This window comes from Micromonospora globbae (assembly GCF_036184225.1).
In the GTDB taxonomy this organism is placed as follows: Bacteria; Actinomycetota; Actinomycetes; order Mycobacteriales; family Micromonosporaceae; genus Micromonospora; species Micromonospora globbae.
This window is the reverse complement of the sequence record NZ_CP108084.1, coordinates 796,086-816,769: the sequence shown is the minus strand read 5'-3', so window position 1 is coordinate 816,769 and position 20,684 is coordinate 796,086. Positions and strand designations below refer to the sequence as shown.

The following is a 20,684-nucleotide window of genomic DNA, read 5'->3' as shown; positions in this document are numbered from 1 at the left end:
CCGGGCGGTCAGGATCGATCCTGCGGGCGAGACGGACCTGCCGTGGTCGGTGAGATCAACTCATCCGTCCGGCCGATGTCGGCCAACCCGGCGGCCTCCTCGAACCGTCCCAACGCGACCAACGCCGCGCCCGTCGCCCCGATCTCCGGGTTGCGTTGGTGCGACACGTCCCGCGGCGCGAGCGCCGCGGCGAACGCCTGCCGCCACCACACCGAGGCGGCCATCGCTCCCCCGCCGAGCACCACGGACACCTGCCGGTCGACCGTGGACTCCAGCACGCCGAGGTCCTCCGCGACCATCTCGCACAGGCCCTGCATGAGCCCCGCGAGGATGTCGACGGCCGTGGTCCCGAAGCTCAACCCGCGCAGCTCACCCGAGCCGGCCGGGGCGAGGCCGGGCGGGCGGTCCCCGCCGAAGCGGACGTCGGCCGGCCGGCCGCCACCGGGGGGCACCAGCGCGAGCGCCGCGTCCAGCTCGGCGCCGACCGGCAGCCTCAGCTCGCGGTTGGCCCAGGCGAACAGGTTGCCCCCGGAGGAGTACGCGGCGCCGGTCACCACGTGGTCGTGGTCGACCCGGTAGCGCCACAGCCGCTCCGGCAGGCGGGGCAGCTCCTGCCCGGCGGGCACCCGCTGGAGCAGCCGTACGGCCGCGGAGGTGCCGACCGTCACGGCGGCCCGGCTCGGGTCGACGCACCCCGAGCCGACGTTCGACGCCGCGCCGTCACCCACCGGCGCCGACCACGGCACGCCGGCCAGCGCGGCCCACCGCTTCGCGTGCTCCGGCCGCAGCCGCCCGTGCCAGCCCATCGGCGCGAGCCCGGGCAACTGGTCGACCCGGGCGCCGGCCAGCGACAGCGCCTCGGCGTCCCAGGTGAGCGTCCGCAGGTCGAGCAGGCCGGTCCCGGAGGCCTGGGAGATCGACATCGGCGCCTCGTCGAGCAGCTCACCGAGCAGGTACTCGACGAGGCCCGTGAAGCGGGCGACCCGGCTGCCCGCCCGTTCCCGCAGCCAGGGCAGCCGCACCGACCAGTAGCCCCGGTGCCACCAGGTGCCGGTGCGCTGGTGGTAGTCGTCCGCGTCGACGGGCCCCCGCGACGAGGCCGGGGGTGTCGGCCGGGTGTCCAGCCAGGTGACCGCCGGCCCGAGCGGTTCGCCGCCCCGGGCGAGCGGGATCACCGAGTGCCACTGCCCGGAGACCGCGACCAGCTCGACGTCGCGCAGGTGACCGGCGTCGGAGAGTTCGTCCAGGCACTCGACCAGGCACGCGAGGTACGAGGGCCCGTCGAGCGTGCCGGTGCCGTCGTCGCCGATGGCCAGGCTGACCTTCCGCCGCGCCAGGGCGCCCGGCACCGGCTGGGTCTCCTCGTCGAGCACCAGCCCGCGTACCGACGAGGTGCCCAGGTCGAGCGCGAGAATGTTCATCGCCGGTCAAGGTACCCGCTACGGGTGCCGGTCGAGCGCCGGTCGCAGGGCGTACGCGAGATCGGCTTCCGCCGGGGTCCGGCACCGCGTAGGGTGGGCCCATGCTCGCGCGTCTGACCTGCTGGTGGCCCGCCGACCCGGCGGCCATCTCCCGCGCGTAGCTTCCCACGCGGCCGCCCGTCGAGGCGGTCGCCGGTCCTCCCGGCCCCGGGCCGCCCCGTCGGCGGCACCCGGCCCCAGGAGAACCCGATGACCCACCTGCACGACCTGCTCGCCGCCGTCGACGCCGGCGTCGACCCCGGCCCGTTCGCGCTGGTCCGCCGCGCCGAGGCCGACGGGTTGGACCTCTTCACCGGTTCCGTCCGCACGGTCGACCGGCTCGCCGACATCCCACTGCCCGCCGGTGCTCCCGGCCCACGGACGCTGGCGCTCGTGCCGTACCGGCAGATCACCGAGCGGGGCTTCGCCTGCGTCGACGACGGCGCGCCGTTGGAGTGCCTGCTGGTGGGCCGGCACGAGCGGGTCGGCCTGGCCGAGGCGCTGGCCGCCCTGCCCGAGGGCCCGGTACGCGCCACCGGCGCGGCGTTCGACGTCGGCGACGAGGAGTACGCGGCCACGGTGGGTCGGGTGCTGGCCGAGGAGATCGGGCGGGGCGAGGGCGCGAACTTCGTCATCCACCGCACACTGACGGCGACCGTGCAGGGTCCGCCCCTGGTGGCCGCGCTCGCGGCGCTGCGCCGGCTGCTGCTCGCCGAGCGGGGCGCGTACTGGACGTTCGTCGTGCACACCGGCACCCGGATCCTCGTGGGCGCGAGCCCGGAGCGGCACGTGAGCGTCGACGACGGCCTCGTGATGATGAACCCGATCAGCGGCACGTTCCGCCACCCCGGTGCGGCGGTCGACCGGGCCGCACTGCTGCGGTTCCTCGCCGACCCGAAGGAGGTCGAGGAGCTGTACATGGTGCTCGACGAGGAACTGAAGATGATGGCCTCGGTGGCCGAACACGGCGGGCAGGTCGTCGGGCCGTACCTGAAGGAGATGTCCCACCTCGCGCACACCGAGTACCTGCTCGCCGGGCGCAGCACCCGGGACGTCCGGGAGGTGCTGCGGGAGACGATGTTCGCCCCCACGGTCACCGGCAGCCCCATGGAGAACGCCTGCCGCGTGATCGCCCGGCACGAGCACACCGGCCGGCGCTACTACTCCGGGGTGCTGGCGCTGCTCGGTCACGACGACGCCGGCCGGCAGACCCTCGACGCGCCGATCCTGATCCGCACCGCGGAGATCTCCCCGGCCGGCGCCCTGCGGGTGTCGGTCGGCGCCACGCTCGTGCGGCACTCGACGGCGGCCGGAGAGGTGGCGGAGACGCACGCCAAGGCCGCCGGGGTGCTGGCCGCGCTGGGCCTCGGGCCGGAGGCGGACGCGGGCCGGGAGGGTGCGCCGCGCCTGGCCGACGATCCGGAGGTACGCGCCGCGCTGGCCGCCCGCAACGCGCCCCTGGCCCGGTTCTGGCTGGACCAGCGGGCGCCGGACGCCCCCGGGCTGCCCGGGCTGGCCGGCCGCACGGCGCTGATCGTCGACGGCGAGGACACCTTCACCGGCATGCTGGCCCACCAGTTGCGCGCGCTCGGCCTCGCGGTGACCGTTCGGCCGTGGCACGCGCCGGGTCCGGTCGACGCGTACGACCTCGTGGTGGTCGGCCCCGGGCCCGGTGACCCGGGCAGTGCGACCGACCCGAAGATGCGCGCCCTGCGCGGCCTGCTCACCGGGCTGCTGGACGCCGGTCGCCCGACCCTCGCGGTCTGCCTGGGACACCAGTTGCTGGCCGGGCTGCTCGGGTTGCCGCCGCACCGGCGCGACGCCCCCTACCAGGGGCTCCAGCGGGAGGTCGACATCTTCGGCACGCGCCGGCGGGTGGGCTTCTACGCCACGTTCACCGCCCGGGCCGACACCGACGGGCTGGACACCGCGTACGGCCGGGTCGAGCTGGCCCGCGACGGCGCGGACGGCGCGGTGCACGCGCTGCGCGGGCGGTCCTTCGCCGGCGTGCAGTTCCACCCGGAGTCGGTGCTGAGCCCGGACGGGATGGCCGTGCTGGCCGAGTTGCTGCCGCCGCTGCTGCCCGGTCGTCCGGCGGCCAGCGGCACGGGACACTCCGCGGCGGGGGCCGCGTAGCGGGCCGGCAACGCGGGTACTGCCGTGGGCACCGGTGGTCGGGCGGCCGAGAGCCACCGCCCGGCCACCGGCCGTCCGCTCAGCCGGCGAGCCCCTTCTTCACGGCGGCGCCGATCTGCACGGCCCGCCGGGCGGTCAGTGCGGTGGCCGTCAACGCGATGTCGTCCGGTGCGATCTCGCCGTTGTTGCTGGTGTGCGACGCGCCGTACGGGTTGCCCGCGATGAACTGGCTGGTGTCGGTGTAACCGGGGGTCACGACGATGCCGCCCCAGTGGTAGAAGACGTTGAACAGCGAGAGCAGCGTGGCCTCCTGGCCACCGTGGGCCGTGCCGGTCGTGCAGAACGCGGAGTAGACCTTGTTGACCAGCACGCCCTGCGACCAGAGTGGGCCGGTGGTGTCGATGAACTGCTTGAGCTGGGCGGCCATCACGCCGTACCGGGTGGGCGTCCCGAAGATCACCACGTCGGCCCAGGAGAGGTCGTCCAGCTGCGCCTCGGGGACGTCCTGGGTCTCCAGGCGGTGCGCCTCCCAGCCGGAGTTCGAGCGGATCGCCTCGTCCGGCGCCAGCTCGCGCACCTTGCGCAGGCGTACCTCGGCCCCGGCGTCGCCGGCCGCCTCGCACGCCGCCTGCGCCATCTGGTACGTGATGCCGGTGGCGCTGTAGTAGATCACCGCGACCTTGACCCGGTCAGCCATCGGAACGTCCCCTTCCGCACGTGTGTCGGCTCCGGCGACTACCCCCGCACTCCCCCGGCAAACGCTCCGTCCGGGCGACCCCGCCGACGGCGGGCGCCGCGGCGCCGCGATGCTGGAGGCATGCTGATCCGACCCGCCACCACCGACGACTGGCCGCGGATCTGGCCCTTCCTGCGCCGGATCGTCGCCGCCGGGGACACGTACACCTGGCCGCGGGACGTCGAGGAGGACACCGCGCGGCGGCTGTGGCTCGTGCCGCCACCCGGGCGCACCGTCGTGGCCGTCACGCCCGACGGCGCGGTCCTCGGCTCGGCGAAGCTCGTGCCCAACCAGCTCGGGCCGGGTGGGCACGTCGCCAACGCGAGCTTCATGGTGGCGCCGGAGGCCGGCGGCCGGGGCGTCGGGCGGGCACTCGCCGAGCACGTGCTGGAGCGGGCCCGCGCCGACGGCTACCGGGCGATGCAGTTCAACGCCGTGGTGGCGACGAACACCAGGGCGGTGGCGCTGTGGCGCTCGCTGGGCTTCGAGGTCGTCGGGCGGATCCCGGACGGCTTCCACCACCCGACGCGGGGCTACGTCGACCTGCTCGTCATGTACCGCCGGCTCTGACACCGCGGTGGCCCCACACGGGGGATCGCGCCGCGTCGGCACGAGCCGACGTGGCGCGATCAGGGAGCACGGGCGGCGGCCCGTGCCCGTCCGGGAGGTCCCCGTCCCGGTCAGCTGATCCGGCTCCGCAGGTCGTCGACCTGATCCTGGAGCCGGTTCACCGCGCCCTCGTTGTTGAGGACCGTGGTGACGCCGGCGATGAACACGAGCCCGAGTATCAGGGCGATGATGCTGAGCACGAGACCACCGATGGTGACCCCGCGTCCGGTCACACCGGGTCGCGCGGCCATCCGGAGCCCGACGACGCCGAGGATGATCCCGATGATGCCGAGGATGATCCCGGCCCACGAGAGGATGGCGGTCAGGACGCACACCATGGCGGAGACGCCGAACACCAGGCTGAAGGTCGCGGCAGCGCTGGTCTTGGCCGCGGTGCCCCGGTCCCGACGCGCCGGTGCGCCGGCGCCCCGCATCGGTTCGCTGGACGCAGTCATGACTCTCCCTTCCGTACGCGCGGCGCGCGCACTTGGCGCGTCGCATCCCCGCTGCCGCGACTGTTATGCCTTCCCACCGCTCGCCCCGTCCGCGCCCGGGGCGTCCCGCCCGCGTCGAGGCGGCTCCCGCCGCCCCGGATCTGTCGTGGGGCGGGCCTAGGCTGAACGCCCGGATCCGGCGAAGGGAGTTCCATGCGACTGACCGGGAGCGAGGCGCTCGCCCTGCGGATGACGAGCCTGCTGCTGCGTCCGCACCCGGCCGTGGTCCCGGGGACGGTGGCCGAGGTGGTCGAGTGGTTCGGCGCCATGCAGGCGCAGGACCTGGCCAGCGGCCTCTGGTCGCTCGGCGCCCGGCTGCCCGCCCTCACCCAGGCGGACGTGCAGGCCGCCCTGGAGCGGCGGGAGGCGCTGCGCACCTGGCCGATGCGGGGCACGGTCCACCTCGTCCCGCCCCGCGACGCCCGCTGGATGCTGGAGCTCACCGGCGTCCGGTCGCTGGCGAGCGCGGCGACCCGCCGGGCCGCGCTGGGCCTCTCCGCCGCGGACGCGGACCGGGCCGTGGAGGTGCTGGGCGCGGCGCTGTCCGGCGGCGGGCGGCTCACCCGGGCGCGGTGCCTGGCGGCGCTCAACGACGCCGGTATCGGCACCGACGGCCAGCGCGGTTACCACCTGCTGTGGTACGCGAGCGTCCTCGGCGTGACCTGCCTCGCGCCGAACGTCGGCACCGAGCAGACCTTCGTGCTGCTCGACGAGTGGGTGCCGGCGCCGCGCCGGCTCGACCGCGACGAGGCGCTCGCCACCCTCGCGCTCCGCTACGTCCGCTCCCACGGCCCGGTGACCGCCCGCGAGTTCGCCGGCTGGACGGGGCTGACCCTGACCGACGCGCGCCGGGGCGTGGCCGCCGCGGGTGACGCGCTCGCGACCGTCGAGGTCGACGGGGAGGCGATGCTGGTCGACGCCGCGCTGCTGGACGCGCCCCGGGCGCCGGTCGACGACCTGCTCGTGCTGCCCGGCTTCGACGAGTACCTGCTCGGCTACAAGGACCGCTCGCTGATGCTCGACGCGGCCCACCGCGACGCGATCATCCCGGGCAACAACGGGGTCTTCCAGCCCACGGTGGTGCAGGCGGGCCGGGTGGTGGGCACCTGGAAACGCGCCGTCGGCCGGCGCGAGGTGAAGGTCGTCGTCCGTCCGCTGGCCGCACTAGACCGCCCCCGCGTGGAGAAGGCCCTCGACCGCTACGCCGGCTTCCTCGGCCTGCCGTTGCGGGTCGACTGGCCGGCCTGAGCGCCCGTGGGGCGGGTCGGGGTGGTCATCGCCGACGCGCCGCGACGGGACCGGCGGGGCGACCCCGCGCGGCCCCGTCGCCGTACGCGTCAGTCGGCGAGCGCCCCGGCGGCCCGGCCCTCGTGCAGGGTCAGGTTCCGGCCGTTGGTGGGGTCGAACAGGTGGATCTTCTCCAGGTTGAACCACACGCGACGGGTCCCGCCCTCGGTCACCGGCGACTCGGCCGACAGCCGGGTGACGAGGTTGGCCCCACCGCCGGTGAAGTCGGCCCCCGCGTCGGCCGCCAGCTCCTCCAGCTCGGCGGCGCTGGCCCGCTCCCCCTCGACCGTGAAGTAGACGTACTTGTCCGAGCCCATCGACTCGACGATCTCGACGGGCGCCTCGAACTCCATCCCGCGCCGGCGGGTCTCCTCGTCGACCAGCTCCGCGTCCTCGAAGTGCTCGGGACGGATGCCGAGGATGAGTTCGCGGGGCGCGTCGGCGGACTCCAGCTCGCGCCGGATCCGGTCCCCGACGGGCACGTCGCCCAGGGCGGTGCGCAGCGTCCCGTCCTGCACGGCGGCGTGCAGGAAGTTCATCGACGGCGAGCCGATGAACCCGGCCACGAACAGGTTGCGCGGGTGGTCGTACAGCTCCTGCGGCGGGCCGACCTGCTGCACCTCGCCGCCGCGCATGATCACGACCCGGTCGCCGAGGGTCATGGCCTCCGTCTGGTCGTGGGTGACGTAGACGGTGGTGGTGCCGAGCTGCTTCTGCAGCCGGGACACGACCGTGCGCATCTGCACCCGCAGCTTCGCGTCGAGGTTGGACAGCGGCTCGTCCATGAGGAATGCCTTGGGCTGCCGGACGATGGCCCGCCCCATCGCCACGCGCTGCCGCTGCCCACCGGAGAGGTTGGCCGGCTTGCGGTCCAGCAGCGGGGTCAGTTCGAGGACCTTCGCCGCCTCCTCGACCTTCTGGTTGATCGTCTCCCGGTCCAGCTTCTGCAACTTCAGCGGGAACGCCATGTTCTCCCGCACGCTCATGTTCGGGTAGAGCGCGTACGACTGGAACACCATGGCGATGTCGCGGTCCCGGGGCGCCTTGTCGTTGACCCGCTCGCCGCCGATGCGCAGCTCACCGGAGCTGATGTCCTCCAGACCGGCGATCATGTTGAGGGTGGTGGACTTGCCGCAGCCCGAGGGGCCGACCAGGATCACGAACTCGCCGTCGGCGATCTCCAGGTCGACGTCCCGCACCGCGACGGTTCCGTCGGGGAACCGCTTGCTCACCTTGTCGAGCACGATGTCAGCCACTGTTACCACCTATCCCTTGACCGCGCCGGAGGTCAGGCCGGAGACGATGCGGCGCTGGAAGAAGAGCACGAAGAGGATGATCGGAATGGTGATCACCACGGCGGCGGCGCAGATGGCCCCGGTCGGGTCCTCGAACTGCGACTCACCGGTGAAGAACGACAACGCCACCGGCACCGTACGGGCCCGTTCGGTCGAGGTGAGCGTGATGGCGAAGAGGAAGTCGTTCCAGCAGAAGATGAAGACCAGGATCGCCGTGGTGAACAGGCCGGGCGCCGCGAGCGGCGCGATCACCCGGCGGAACGCCTGGCCCTGGGTGGCGCCGTCCATCTTGGCCGCCTTCTCCAGATCCCAGGGGATCTGCTTGAAGAACGCCGACAGCGTGTAGATCGCCAGCGGCAGGGCGAACGTGATGTACGGCAGGATCAGCCCCGGCCAGGTGTCGAACAGGTGGAGCTGCCGTTCGATCTCGAACAGCGGGGACACGAGCGACACCTGCGGGAACATCGCGATCAGCAGGGAGACCCCGACGAGCAGCCGCTTGCCGGGGAAGTCCAGCCGGGCGATCGCGTACGCGGCCATGGCGCCGAGCACCACGGCGACCGCCGTGGCGATCAGGGCGATGCCGATCGAGTTCACCAGGGCCCGGACGAACTGGTCGGTGTCGAAGATCGTCCGGTAGTTGTCCAGCGTCCACTCCCGGGGGATGAACCGTCCGTCGGTGAGCGTGGCCGGGGTCTTGAACGACAGCGACGCGATCCAGAGCACCGGGATCAGCGCGAACACGACCACGACGGCGTCCAGCAGACCCCACCGCAGCTTCGCCCGCGTGGTGGTTTCGGTAGCCATCTCAACGCCTCTCGTCGTCCGAGCTGCCGGGGGCAGCGGTGCCGAAGAGCTTCACGAAGATGAACGCGATGATCGCCACGGTGATGAAGATCAGCACGGACATCGTCGACCCGATGCCGAGGTTGAGGCCCCGGATCAGGTTGTTGTAGGCCAGCATCGACACCGACGAGGTCTCGTTGCCGCCGGCGGTGAGCACGAAGATGTTGTCGAAGACCCGGAACGCGTCGAGCGTGCGGAACAGCAGCGCGACCAGGATGGCCGGCTTCATCACCGGCAGCATCACCCTGGTGAACCGCTGCCACGCCGTCGCGCCGTCGGTGCTGGCCGCCTTCAGGAGGTCCTCGGGCACCAGCGCCAGCCCGGCCATCAGCAGCAGCGCCATGAACGGGGTGGTCTTCCATATCTCGGCGAGCATGATGATCGCCAGGGAACTGGCCCGCTCGGTGAGCGGGGCGCCGTCGCTGAACAGGTTGGCCAGGTACCCGGTGCCGGGCGTCCACGCGTACCGCCAGGAGAACGCGGCCACCACCGTCACGATCCCGTACGGGATCAGTGCGGCCGTCCGCACGATCCCCCGGCCGACCAGCGTGCGGTGCATGACGAGCGCCAGGCCCATGCCGAGCACCAGTTCGACGGCGACCGTGACCACCGTGATGAGGGCCGTCACCCCGAAGGCCGTCCACCAGAACTCGTTGGTCAGCACGGTGACGTAGTTCTCCAGCCCGACGAACTCGCGCTCGTCGGGGAAGCGCAGGTCGAAGCGCTGCAACGACAGCCAGACCGAGTAGATGATCGGGTACGCGGTGACCGCGAGCATGACCAGCGCGGCGGGCGCACAGAGCAGCCAGCCGAGCCGGCGCTCGGCCTTCTTGTTCTCGCTCAGCGGCGGCCGGCGCCGGCCGGCGCGCTGCGTCGGCACCGCGGCGTGGCGTCCGCCGGCGCGTTCCGCCTGGGCGGCGACGTCCGCCCCGGTCGGGGTGGCGTTGACACTCATGACGCCGCCTCCCTCCGGCCGGTGAGCCGCTCGGATCGCTCTCTCACGGCAGCACCCCCTTCGACTCGAGCGCGTCGGCGATCGCCCCGCGCAGTTCGTCGGCGGTCTGCTCCGGCCGGATCTGCGAGGGCGGCGACAGGACCGCGGACATCACGGTGGAGATCGACTGGTACGCCGGGGTCAGCGGGCGCACCGCCGGCTCCTTGAGCTCGGCGAGGATGGTCTCCTTCATCGGGTACGCCTCGTCCATCTCCGGGTCGTCGTAGACCTTCTCGATCGTCGGCGGCACGCCGTCGTTGATCGCGGAGAACTTCTGGTTCTCCTCGTCGCGCAGGCACTTGGCCGCCTCGAAGGACAGCTCGGGGTGCTTCGAGTACGCGCTGACGGCGAGGTTCACCCCGCCGATGGTGACCTTGCTCGGGGTGTCCTCGTCGATGCCGGGCACCCGCGCCCAGGCGACCTGCTTGGCCAGGTCCGGGTTCGCCTCCTGCATGGCCGGATAGACGAAGGGCCAGTTCACCTGGAACGCGCCGCCGCCGGCCTGGAACTCCAGCCGGACCGGGTCCTCGGTCGCGTTGCTGAACGACGGCGACGTCACGCCGGAGGTGGCGAGGTTCCGCAGCTGCTCCAGCGCCCGCACGGTGCCCTCGTCCATGACCGCCTTGCCGCCGTCGTCGCTGAGGATCCGGCCGCCGGCGCTCTCCGCCAGGGTGTTGTAGAGGACGACCAGCCCCTCGTACTGGGCGCCCATGGTGAGCACCTGGTACGGCTTGCCCTGCCGCTTCAGGTCCTGCGCCATGGAGATCATCTGGTCCCACGTCTTCGGCGGCTCCGGCACCAGGTCCTTGCGGTACCAGAGCAGTTGGACGTTCGTGTTCTTCGGCGCGCCGTAGAGCTTGCCGTCGTAGCGGGCGGTCTCCAGCGGGCCGGCGAGCGTCCCCTGTTCCACCTCGGCCTTGTCCTGCCCGGTCCACTCGAGGATCCAGTCGGCGCTCGCGAACTCCTGCGTCCAGGTCACGTCGAGGCCGAGCACGTCCATGCCGCTGTCCTCGGCGGCGAGCCGGCGGACCATCTGCACCCGCTGGTCGTCGGCCTGCCGCGGCAGCACCCGGTAGACGATGCGGTAACGCCCGGCCGCCTGCGTGTTGCAGGTGTCGACCACCTTCTGGAGGTTCTGCTCCGGCGGGTAGTACAGGTTGATCGTCGGCGTGCCGCCGTCCCCGCCGGCACCGCAGCCCGCCACGGACGCCGCCAGCACCACCGCGGCGGCCGCCGCCCCCACGCGCACCCGTGGTCGGCGTCGACGTACGGCCTCGTCAGGGTCGTTCATCACCCCTCCCCTCTGCTCGGCCCGTACCGGGGAAGGTCACCGTGCCCCGGCGCACGGCGAGACGGCCAGGGGCCCTGACCAGCGAGTGATCGGCTCCGGACGTTTCGTGGCCCCAACACTGCCCGACCTGCGAAGCCGCGAAACCTGGCCGCGCCTGAGACGCGATCAACAGTGGCCTGTGTGTCCCGGGTCACCCGGCGGGCCCGTGCGGCGCGGGCCAGCTCCGGCGCGACACGTGGGCAGAGGCGAGCCGCGTGGCCGGGGGTCGCCGGCATGATGTCCGCATGAGCGCACGCTTCAAGGACCTCTGTCTCGACGCGTCCGACGCCCACCGGCTCGGCGCCTTCTGGGCCGGCATCCTCGACGGAACGCTGGTCGACCTGGGCGACGGCGACACCCGCATCGACCCGCCCGCCGGGCGCACGAAGGCCGAGTCGATCTGGGTGAACACGGTGCCCGAGCCGCGTACGGTCAAGACCCGCGTCCACCTGGACCTGCGGCTGCCCGGGGAGGACCCGGCGCCGCTGGTGGCGGCCGGGGCGCGGCTGGTCCGGGAGCCGGACGCCGAGATCAGCTGGTGGGTGCTGGCCGACCCGGAGGGGAACCTGTTCTGCGCGTTCCCCGCCCGGGAGGGGTCGCGACCCGGCCCCATCGCGCTCATCGTCGACTCCGCCGACCCGGCCGCGCAGGCCACCTGGTGGGCCGGGGTGGTGGGCGGCACGCTGGAGCCCGGCGAGGAGGGACACGTCAGCCTGCGCGGCGCCGGAGGGTTCCCGTGGGAGTACTGGATCTTCAACCCGGTGCCGGAGCGCAAGACGGTCAAGAACCGGATGCACTGGGACGTCGACCTCGCCGGCCCCGATCCGACCGCCCTGGTCGCGGCCGGCGCCACCCTGCTGCGCGAGCCGGACGACGACATCGACTGGTGGATCCTCGCCGACCCGGAGGGCAACGAGTTCTGCGCCTTCCCGGCGCGTCCCACGCAGTGAGCGGCGACGCTACCCAGGTCCGGCGTCGTGCATTAGCGTCTCGGTAGCTCCACCGCCAGCGCGTACGCCGCCGACGTCGATACGCCTCCGGCCGACCCCACCTTGCCCGATCGGTTGGTTCTCGCGGGAACGCCCACCACCGGTCGACCGGTTGGGCAGGATCGTCCGCAACGAGGAGGTGCCGTCGTGCGGGACACCCGCGCTCTCACCCTGACGTTCGAGGTGAGCGGCCTGCCACCGGTGAAGACCGAGGCGCTGTCCATCTTCGCCGCCGGGCACCGGCAGGCGACGAGGGTCCGCGCCCTGCTCGAGGCGGCCTGCGCGGCGGCCCAGCGTACGGGCTGGACCCCGCTCACCGGCCCGATCGAGGTGGGCCTCGTGCTGCGCTGCCCGCCGGGGCACCGCACCTCCGACGCGAGCACGCTGCTCGGCGGGGTGTGCGCGGTGCTCCAGGAGAAGAAGCGGGTGGCCAACATCGGGCTGGCGCACCTCGGCGTCCTCGTGGACGTCGCCCTCTACGACGACGACCGGCAGATCCGCCGCCTGTCGTACGTGGAGGAGCCGGCCGAGGACTTCTCGTACCAGGTGCGGGTGGCGGCCGTACCACAGGTGGTTTGACCGACGACCGCGGTCGGGTACCGCGGACGCCGACGAAGGGAGCGCCGATGTCGGAGCCACATGTCACGCTCGACCCGCGCGGGCTCGATCCGGTGCAGCGGAAGCTGCGCGGCCCGCTCGAGGACCAGCTGACCTCGGCGCTCCAGGCCGCCACCGAACGGGTCCGCGCCGGCTACGCGGGCGAACCCGTCGAGCAGGTCTGCCAACGGCTGCTCGACGAGACCCGGGCGGGCCTGCACCCCGACATCGCGGCCGGTTTCAACCCGGACATGGACGAGTTCTGCCGGGTCGCCGTGGCGATCGTCCGCGGCACCGCCGTCTGACACCGCCGACCTCCACCGCCGGTCGCCGGCGACGGGCGCGCTGCGAGCTCGAACCTATTGACTTTCGATAGGTTCCGAGTGATAGTCGATACATGCTTGCAGAGCATCGCGCGGTAGCGCCTCTTCGTGTGTTCCTCGTGCTGCTGTTCGGGATCCTGGTCGTGTTCGAGACCATGTCGCTGCCCGGACAGTTCGCGCACATGGCCAAGGAGTCCCCGGATCTGGCCTACCTGAGGTGGCCGGCCACGGCGGTGACGGTGTTCTGGGTGATCTGCGTCCAGGTGGTGATCGTCGCCACCTGGAAGCTGCTCACCATGGTCAAGCACGACCGCATCTTCAGCCAGGGTGCCCTGGCCTGGGTCGACGCGATCGTGTGGGCCATCGCCGCCGCCTGGGTGGTCCTCGTGGGCGTGTTCCTCTACGTCGGATTCCGGGCCGACGACCCCGGGCTGCCCCTGTTGCTGTTCCTGCTGGTCGTCGGCGTCGCCGTGCTCGGGCTGCTGATGGTGGTGATGCGCGCCCTGCTGCGGCAGGCCACCACCCTGCGCACCGACATGGAAGCGGTGATCTGATGCCCATCGTCGTGCGCATCGACGTCGAGCTGGCCAAACGCAAGATGAGCGTCGCGGAGTTCGCCGAGCGCGTGGGCATCACACCGGCCAACGTCGCGGTGCTCAAGAACGGCCGCGCCAAGGCCGTGCGCTTCAGCACCCTCGAGGCCATGTGCCGGGTGCTCGACTGCCAACCCGGCGACCTGCTCGAGTGGGTCGACGACTGAACCCGCCCGGACGGGCCGGCGCGCCGACGCGGCGCCCGTCCGGCCGAGGAAAAGGAGACGACATGAAGTACGTCCTCGCCATCGCCGCCGTTCTCGTCGTCGCGCTCGGCGTGGCCGGCATCGTGCACGGGGAGGCCGACGACTCGCCGGGCCTCCAACTGCTGGGCGGCCTGCTCGTCATCGGGGCCGTGGCGATCGGGGTGCGGATCGTCCGGCGCAGCAGGTGACGAGGCCGCCCACCCGGGCCGCGCCGCCGCCCGTGCGGCGCACCCGTGGCGGTGTCCTGGTGGAGTCCCGGGCCGCCGAGCTCGGCAGCGGGGCGGCCACAGCGCGCGGGTCAGGGCCGGGTCCGCAACTCCCCGGCCCTGACCCCACCGTCCGGCGTGGTAGCGGACATCACCGTGCTGACACGGCGTGAACGTGGCACGTCGTCCACGCCGGACCCACCACGGCGAGCCGGCCCGCCTGCACTCAGCTCCACGTGCCCACGACCGGACATCGTGCGCTCCCGTCTCACCCCGAAGAGCCGTGAGCGCCGGCTCAGGTTAGGCGCGTTCCGAGAGACCGGACAAGGCGCGTCGGCGCTCTTCGCGGCGTGATTGATGTCAAGGTCGAAAAGCGGCAAGTCGACGTAACGCAACAGCTCCCATCGTCGCTGTTACGGTTCGAGGCGGCCTTCTCGCCGCAGGTCAGAAGTGCCGCAGCAGGTCCGGGAACGCGGCCAGCCGCAGGACGCCGTGGTCGGTCGGATCCAGTTCCTCGTCCTCCAGCACCCAGGTGTTCTCGTTCGGGATGAAGACGGCGTTCATCCCGGCGGCCCGGGCCGGCAGGATGTCGGACCGCGGCGAGTTGCCGATCATCCACGCCGCCGCCGGGTCGAAGCCGTGCTCGCGGGCGAGCCACCGGTACGTGTCGACGTCCTTCTCCCGCACGATGTGGGCGGCCTGGAAGTGGTGCAGCAGCCCGGACGCGTCGAGCTTGCGCTGCTGCTCCTCCCGGTCGCCCTTGGTCAGCAGCAGCAGCTCGTGCCGGCCGGCCAGCTCGTCGAGCGCCTCGGCGACCCCGGGCATCAGCTCGACCCGGTGCTCGACCAGCGCCACGGCCAGCCGGTCGATCTCCCGCCGCTCGGCGTCCGTGGCCGGCCGTTCGCGCAGCCGTTCCAGGCACTCCCCCAGGCTGCGCAGGAACACCTTGCTCCCGTAGCCGTGCGCCACCGCGTTGGCCCGCTCGATGTCGTCGAGGATGGCCCGGATCTCGGCCCGGTCCAGGGTGGGGTGGTCGAGCCAGGCCAGGAAGTCGTCGATCACCCGCTCGAAGACGACGTTGTTCTCCCACAGCGTGTCGTCCGCGTCGAACACGAGCACGTGCCCTCGGCGACCGTTCCCGTTCCACGTCATCGGTGCCCCCTCCGCTCCCGTCCCGGGCCGGGACTGTAGTTCACGCGACCGGCGACGCCCACCGGATAAGTCCGGCGGCCCCTCACGAGACATCGAACAACCGCCGCGCGACGAGCACCTCCCGCTCCTCCTGCGCGCCCGGCCGCAGCCGCCCTCCGCGCGTCAACATCACCAGGCCGTGCAGCACGCCCCAGCCGACCTCGGCGAGGGTGTCCGGGTCCCGCCCGGCGGCCAGCGGCGCGAGCGCCGCCCGCAGTTCGGCGAACGCGGTACGCGGGGACGCCGGAACCGCCACGGCGCCGAGCGTCAGGTCGGGGGTGTGCGTGAGCATGGCGTCGTACACCTCGGGGTTGGCGTACGCGAAGTCGAGGTAGGCGGTCACCACGGCCGGCCAGCCGTCGCCGGCCCGGGCGGCGGCCAGCGCCTCGGCGAGGTCGGCGAAACCGCGGACGGCGACGGCCGCGACGATCGCCTCGCGGTCGGGGAAGTGCCGGTAGAGGTCGGCGAGCGCCAGGCCGGCGCGTGCGGCCAGCCGGCGTACGCTCACCGCCGCCCAGCCCTCGGCCTCGGCGAGCCGGCGGGCGACCGCGACGACGTGGTCGCGTTCGCCCTGCTCAGCGCCCATGTCACGCGTTCCCGACACCCGCCCGACGATAGGCGTCGATGACGAGCCGTGGCGTCCCGGTGACGGATTGTCGACTGGCGGTCAGCGGCGCAGGGTGAGGATCAGGTCGGCGACCAGCGCCGTCCACCCGGTCTGGTGCCAGGCGCCCAGGCCCGCGCCGTTGTCACCGTGGAAGTACTCCGGGAAGGCGATCAGATCCCGCCAGTCGGGGTGCGTCTGGAAGAGCTGGCAGGCCCCGTAGATCGGCCGCCGGCCCCAGCCGTCCCGGGTGAACAGGGCGATCAGCCGGGCGGAGAGGTCGTCGGCGATCTCGGCGAGGGTCCGCTTCACGCCGGACCGGGTCGGGTACTCGATCTGGAGGTCGTCGCCGAAGAACTCCGCGTAGTCGCGCAGCGCGCTGACCAGCAGGAAGTTCGTCGGCATCCAGATCGGGCCGCGCCAGTTCGAGTTGCCGCCGAACAGGCCACTGGTCGACTCGGCCGGCTCGTAGCCGACGCGGAACTCCTGCCCGCCGAGGGTGACCGAGAACGGCTCGTCGAGGTGCGCCCGGGAGAGCGTCCGCAGGCCGTACTCGGAGAGGAACTCGTCGGTGTCGAGCATCCGCGCCAGCAGGCGGACCATCTGCTCGGGGCCGACCATGGACAGCAGGCGCTGCTGCCGCCCGTCCGGGCCGAGCCGGCGGGCGCCGATCACGCCGGCGTACTCGGGCCGGTTGGTGAGGAACCAGCGCAGCCGCGCGCCCAGCTCGGGCAGGTGGTGCAGGGTGCGGGCGGTCAGCCGGGTGACGGCGGCGAGCGGCAGCAGCCCCACCACCGAGCGGACCTTCAGCGGCACCTTCGTGCCGTCGGGCAGCCGCAGCACGTCGTAGAAGAACGCGTCCTCGTCGTCCCACAGCCCCTGCTCGTAGGCGGCCGCCGCGATGTACGCGAAGTGCTCGAAGAACTTCGTGGCCGTGTCGACCCACGTACGGTCGTGCTCGGCCAGCACGATCGCGATGTCGAGCAGGTTCAGCGCGTACATCGCCATCCAGCCGGTGCCGTCGGACTGCTCCAGCACGCCCGCCACCGGCAGCGCCGCGGAGCGGTCGAACGGCCCGACGTTGTCCAGCCCGAGGAAGCCGCCCTCGAAGACGTTGTTGCCCCCGGTGTCCTTGCGGTTGACCCACCAGGTGAAGTTGAGCAGCAGCTTGTGCATGACCCGGGCCAGGAACTCGTGGTCACGGCCGCCGTCGATCTCGAACACCTTCAACGCCGCCCAGGCGTGCACCGGCGGGTTCACGTCCCCGAACGCCCACTCGTACGCGGGGATCTGCCCGTTGGGGTGCAGGTACCACTCGCGGAGCAGGAGCAGCACCTGCGACTTGGCGAAACCGGGGTCGACCCGGGCGATGCTCACGCAGTGGAAGGCCAGGTCCCAGGCCGCGTACCAGGGGTACTCCCACGGGTCCGGCATGGAGATCACGTCGAAGCTGGTCATGTGCCACCACTGGCTGTTGCGCCCGTGCCGGCGACCCGCCGGCGGCGGCGCCGACGCCGGGTCGCCCTCCAGCCACCGCTTGACGTCGAAGTGGTAGAACTGCTTGCCCCACATCAGCCCGGCGATCGCCTGCCGCGCCACGAGTGCCTCGTCCGGTGTCGCCGCCGGCGGGATCACCCCGGCGAAGAAGCGGTTCGCCTCGGCCCGCCGCGCCCACACCACCGCGTCGAACCCGTCCCCGAGGTCCGCGGGCGGCGGCGGGACGTCGGCCGGCGGCGGGGCGGTACGCGTCAGCCGCAACCGGATCTGCCGCTGCCCGCCCGCCGGCACCTCCAGCACGTAGTGCAGCGCCCCCTTGGTGCCCTCCCGCGCCGGGTTGACCGTGTCCGCCCCGTTGACGACGTGGTCGTTGATGCCGTCCTTCGGGTAGCGGGAGCGGCCCGGCAGCCCCCAGAGCCGCTCGGCGTTGGTCTCGTTGTCGCACAGCAGCGGGGTCGGCTCCCCGTCGCCCTCCAGCAGCAGTTGGCCGAGCACCCAGTGCTCGCCGACGAGCCGCGACCCCTCACCCACGAGCCGGGGCACCCGGTCGGCGCCCGGCAGCCCCCAGGCCCACGTGTTGCGGAACCAGAGCGTCGGCAGCACGTGCAGGATGGCCGGCCGGTCGCCCCGGTTCGCGGCGGTCACCACGATGCACAGGTCGGTGGGGGACGCCTTCGCGTAGTCGACGGTCACCGCCCAGTACCGGTCGTCGTCGAAGATGCCGGTGTCGACCAGCTCGTACTCGGTGTCGTCCCGGCCGCGCAGCGCGTTCACGGCGACCAGCTCGTCGTACGGGAAGGCCGCCTGGGGGTAGTGGTAGCGCCAGCGCATCCACGAGTGGGTGGGCGTGGAGTCCTCGTACCACCAGTACTCCTTCACGTCCTCGCCGTGGTTGCCGCCGTCGCCGCCGAGGCCGAACATCCGCTCCTTGAGGATCGGGTCCACGCCGTTCCACAGGGCGAGCGCGAAACAGAACGTCTGCCGGTCGTCGCACACGCCGGCCATGCCGTCCTCGTTCCACCGGTACGCGCGGGACCGGGCGTGGTCGTGCGGGAAGTAGTCCCAGGCCGTACCGTGCTCGCTGTAGTCCTCCCGCACCGTCCCCCACGCCCGCTCGGACAGGTAGGGGCCCCACGCGCGCCAGTCCTGCTCCCCGGCGTCGGCCTGGGCGAGCCGGATCCGCTCGGCGTCGGGGGCCGGCGCGTCGGAGGGCGAAGGGTCAGTGATCACCTGCACATCTTCGACGCCGACCGGGTAGTTGACCACAGCGGTCATTCTCTCGGTGGTGTGCGGCACGCCGCCGACGGTGGAGGAAAGTTGATCGACATTCGCTTCGGCCCCCAGGTCTGCACCGACCTGACCAGCGGGGCGACCCGGGAGTGGCTGGTGACCGACGGCGTCGGCGGGTACGCCATGGGCACGGTGAGCGGGCTGCGCACCCGCCGCTACCACGGGCTGCTCGTGGTGGCCGGCGAGCGGCCGGCGGTCCGCCGGGTGGGCCTCGTGAGCCTCGACCCGGCGGTGCTGCTCCCCTCCGGCGCGCGGGTGCGCCTCGGCGCGCACGAGTGGGCCTCCGGCGCGGTGGACCCGCGCGGGTTCGAGCTGCTCGAGCGGTTCGCGCTCGTCGACGGGCTGCCCCGGTGGCGGTGGCGCGCCGGTGACATGGTGATCGAGCGGGAGCTCGCGATGCTGCCCGGCCGCTCGTGCGTGGCCGTGGTGCACCGGCTCGTCTCCGGCGGCCCGGTGCGGCTGGAGCTGGCCGCCGCCTGCACCTGGCGGGACGCGCACGGCGAGCGGCGCTCCGACGGCCCCGGCCTGCGCGTCGAGCCGGTGGCCGGCGGCGCGGTGGTGGAGGACGCGTTCCGGCTCGCCGGCCCGAACTGGGAACCCGAGGGGCAGTGGTGGCTCGGCGTGCACCACCGCGAGGAGGCGGCGCGCGGGCTGCCGCCCACGGAGGACCTCTGGTACGCGGGCCGCTTCTCCGGCACGCTGGACCGCCCCGGCGACACCGTGTCGGTGCTGGCCTGGAAGCACGACCCGGCCCCGGAGCCGCCACCGGCGGCCGAGGTGGTCGAGATCGCCCGCCGGCGCAACCGGCAGGTGGTGGCGCAGGCGGCGCCCCGCGACGACGTCGAGGCCACGCTGGCGCTGGCCGCCGACGCCTTCGTGGTGCGCACCGGCGACGCCCCGGTCGACGTGGTCGCCGGCTACCCGTGGTTCGGCACGTGGTCCCGCGACACGATGATCGCGTACGAGGGGCTGTTCCTCCGGACCGGCCGCGCCGACCTCGGCCGGGAGCTGCTGCGCGCGTACGCGGCGACGCTGTCGGAGGGGATGCTCGCGAACACGGCCGACACGGGCCGGGTGGAGTACAACACGGTCGACGCGACGCTGTGGTTCCTGCACGCGGTGGAGCGGCACGTGGCGCTCACCGGCGACACCGACCTCGGCGCCGAGGTGCTGCCGGCGCTGCTCGCGGTGGTCGACGCGCACCGGGCCGGCACCCGGTACGGCATCGCCGTCGACCCGGCCGACGGCCTGCTCACCCAGGGCGCTCCGGGGGCCGCGCTGACCTGGATGGACGCCCGCGTCCACGGGGTGCCGGTCACGCCGCGGGCCGGCAAGCCGGTCGAGGTCAACGCGCTCTGGGTCAACGGGCTGGCGGGGCTCGCCGAGCTGGCGGAGGCGTCCGGCCGGGACGCCGACGAGCTGCGCCGGATGCACGCCCGGGCCACCACGGCGTTCCGGGAGCGCTACCCGGCCCCGCCGGGATGGCTGTACGACGTGGTGGACGCGCCCGCGCCCGCGTACCCCCTGGGTGGGGGCGCGTTCCACGACGACGACTCGCTGCGGCCCAACCAGCTGCTGGCCTGGTCCCTGCCGTACGCCCCGCTGGAGCCCGACGAGCCGGCCCTGCGCCGAATCGCGGCCGCCCTGCTCACCCCGCTCGGCCCGCGCAGCCTCGCCCCCGACGCGCCGGAGTTCGTGGGCCGCCACCGGGGCGGCCCGGCCGAGCGCGACGGCGCCTACCACCAGGGCACCGTGTGGCCGTGGCTCGTCGGCCCGTACGCGGACGCCTGCCGGCGGGCGAAGGTGCCCGTCGACGAGCTGTTCGTGGGTCTGGAGGCCCACCTGACCGAGTACGGGCTCGGCTCGGTGAGCGAGACCGCCGACGGGCTGGCGCCGCACGCGGCGACGGGCTGCCCGTTCCAGGCCTGGTCGGTCGCCGAGCTGCTGCGGGTGCGCCGGTCGGGTCGCTAGCGCTTTACACGAGCGCAACGAGTGTGTCTC

Annotated in this window: 20 protein-coding genes; 10 read left to right on the top strand and 10 right to left on the bottom strand. The window is 73.1% G+C overall.

Annotation, left to right across the window (positions count from 1 at the left end):
* Positions 1-8: 8 nt before the first annotated feature.
* Positions 9-1,421 carry an FGGY family carbohydrate kinase gene (locus tag OG994_RS03665; RefSeq protein WP_120326600.1) on the bottom strand — a complete coding sequence of 471 codons (1,413 nt, stop codon included), beginning with the start codon at positions 1,419-1,421 and terminating at the stop codon, positions 9-11.
* 249 nt (positions 1,422-1,670) lie between these two features.
* On the opposite strand from OG994_RS03665, the gene OG994_RS03660 reads away from it, so the two are divergent.
* Positions 1,671-3,596 (top strand): anthranilate synthase family protein, encoded by a 1,926-nt coding sequence (locus tag OG994_RS03660; protein ID WP_328852175.1) that lies wholly within the window; start codon positions 1,671-1,673, stop codon positions 3,594-3,596.
* Between the two features lie 79 nt (positions 3,597-3,675).
* Here the strand turns inward: OG994_RS03660 and wrbA are convergent, their stop codons facing one another.
* Positions 3,676-4,293, bottom strand: coding sequence for an NAD(P)H:quinone oxidoreductase (gene wrbA / locus OG994_RS03655; RefSeq protein WP_120326602.1), 618 nt, complete (start codon positions 4,291-4,293; stop codon positions 3,676-3,678).
* A gap of 120 nt (positions 4,294-4,413) precedes the next feature.
* On the opposite strand from wrbA, the gene OG994_RS03650 reads away from it, so the two are divergent.
* Positions 4,414-4,902, top strand: a complete 489-nt coding sequence (locus OG994_RS03650; protein WP_120326603.1) for a GNAT family N-acetyltransferase — start codon at positions 4,414-4,416, stop codon at positions 4,900-4,902.
* 110 nt (positions 4,903-5,012) lie between these two features.
* On the opposite strand, the gene OG994_RS03645 is transcribed toward OG994_RS03650, so the two are convergent.
* Positions 5,013-5,396 (bottom strand): hypothetical protein, encoded by a 384-nt coding sequence (locus OG994_RS03645; protein ID WP_120326604.1) that lies wholly within the window; start codon positions 5,394-5,396, stop codon positions 5,013-5,015.
* A 192-nt stretch (positions 5,397-5,588) separates the two neighbouring features.
* On the opposite strand from OG994_RS03645, the gene OG994_RS03640 reads away from it, so the two are divergent.
* A complete protein-coding gene (locus OG994_RS03640) occupies positions 5,589-6,683 on the top strand; it encodes a winged helix DNA-binding domain-containing protein (RefSeq protein WP_328852174.1) in 1,095 nt (364 codons plus the stop codon).
* A gap of 89 nt (positions 6,684-6,772) precedes the next feature.
* Here OG994_RS03640 and OG994_RS03635 read toward each other — a convergent pair whose 3' ends face one another.
* Genes OG994_RS03635 through OG994_RS03620 form a run of 4 tightly spaced genes read right to left on the bottom strand, consistent with a single transcriptional unit; the run spans position 6,773 to position 11,148 of the window.
* The gene (locus OG994_RS03635; RefSeq protein WP_120326606.1) at positions 6,773-7,978 is read right to left on the bottom strand and encodes an ABC transporter ATP-binding protein; all 1,206 of its coding nucleotides are present in this window, start codon (positions 7,976-7,978) and stop codon (positions 6,773-6,775) included.
* 9 nt (positions 7,979-7,987) lie between these two features.
* Positions 7,988-8,824, bottom strand: a complete 837-nt coding sequence (locus OG994_RS03630) for a carbohydrate ABC transporter permease (protein ID WP_120326607.1) — start codon at positions 8,822-8,824, stop codon at positions 7,988-7,990.
* A gap of 1 nt (position 8,825) precedes the next feature.
* Complete coding sequence (locus tag OG994_RS03625; RefSeq protein ID WP_328852173.1) at positions 8,826-9,818, bottom strand: carbohydrate ABC transporter permease; 993 nt, start codon at positions 9,816-9,818, stop codon at positions 8,826-8,828.
* 43 nt (positions 9,819-9,861) lie between these two features.
* Complete coding sequence (locus OG994_RS03620) at positions 9,862-11,148, bottom strand: ABC transporter substrate-binding protein (protein ID WP_328852172.1); 1,287 nt, start codon at positions 11,146-11,148, stop codon at positions 9,862-9,864.
* A gap of 284 nt (positions 11,149-11,432) precedes the next feature.
* On the opposite strand from OG994_RS03620, the gene OG994_RS03615 reads away from it, so the two are divergent.
* From OG994_RS03615 to OG994_RS03590, 6 genes are all read left to right on the top strand, one after another.
* Complete coding sequence (locus tag OG994_RS03615) at positions 11,433-12,137, top strand: VOC family protein (protein WP_328852171.1); 705 nt, start codon at positions 11,433-11,435, stop codon at positions 12,135-12,137.
* Positions 12,138-12,323: 186 nt separating this feature from the next.
* On the top strand, positions 12,324-12,755 hold the full coding sequence (locus OG994_RS03610; protein WP_120326611.1) for a RusA family crossover junction endodeoxyribonuclease: 432 nt from the start codon (positions 12,324-12,326) through the stop codon (positions 12,753-12,755).
* Between the two features lie 47 nt (positions 12,756-12,802).
* Positions 12,803-13,078 carry a hypothetical protein gene (locus OG994_RS03605; RefSeq protein WP_120326612.1) on the top strand — a complete coding sequence of 92 codons (276 nt, stop codon included), beginning with the start codon at positions 12,803-12,805 and terminating at the stop codon, positions 13,076-13,078.
* Between the two features lie 92 nt (positions 13,079-13,170).
* The gene (locus OG994_RS03600) at positions 13,171-13,650 is read left to right on the top strand and encodes a DUF2975 domain-containing protein (protein WP_120326613.1); all 480 of its coding nucleotides are present in this window, start codon (positions 13,171-13,173) and stop codon (positions 13,648-13,650) included.
* Entirely contained in the window at positions 13,650-13,856 is a 207-nt protein-coding gene (locus OG994_RS03595; protein WP_120326614.1) for a helix-turn-helix domain-containing protein, read from the top strand. Before OG994_RS03600 ends, OG994_RS03595 begins: the two co-directional genes overlap by 1 nt.
* Before the next feature lie 62 nt (positions 13,857-13,918).
* A complete protein-coding gene (locus OG994_RS03590; RefSeq protein ID WP_192902040.1) occupies positions 13,919-14,083 on the top strand; it encodes a hypothetical protein in 165 nt (54 codons plus the stop codon).
* Between the two features lie 462 nt (positions 14,084-14,545).
* Here OG994_RS03590 and OG994_RS03585 read toward each other — a convergent pair whose 3' ends face one another.
* From OG994_RS03585 to OG994_RS03575, 3 genes are all read right to left on the bottom strand, one after another.
* Positions 14,546-15,253, bottom strand: coding sequence for an HAD family hydrolase (locus tag OG994_RS03585; protein WP_120326615.1), 708 nt, complete (start codon positions 15,251-15,253; stop codon positions 14,546-14,548).
* Positions 15,254-15,335: 82 nt separating this feature from the next.
* Complete coding sequence (locus OG994_RS03580) at positions 15,336-15,896, bottom strand: TetR/AcrR family transcriptional regulator (RefSeq protein WP_240032748.1); 561 nt, start codon at positions 15,894-15,896, stop codon at positions 15,336-15,338.
* A gap of 63 nt (positions 15,897-15,959) precedes the next feature.
* The gene (locus tag OG994_RS03575) at positions 15,960-18,668 is read right to left on the bottom strand and encodes an MGH1-like glycoside hydrolase domain-containing protein (RefSeq protein ID WP_328852170.1); all 2,709 of its coding nucleotides are present in this window, start codon (positions 18,666-18,668) and stop codon (positions 15,960-15,962) included.
* A 42-nt stretch (positions 18,669-18,710) separates the two neighbouring features.
* Here OG994_RS03575 and OG994_RS03570 point away from each other — a divergent pair, with 42 nt between their 5' ends.
* Positions 18,711-20,654, top strand: a complete 1,944-nt coding sequence (locus OG994_RS03570) for an amylo-alpha-1,6-glucosidase (RefSeq protein WP_328852169.1) — start codon at positions 18,711-18,713, stop codon at positions 20,652-20,654.
* Positions 20,655-20,684: the final 30 nt, after the last annotated feature.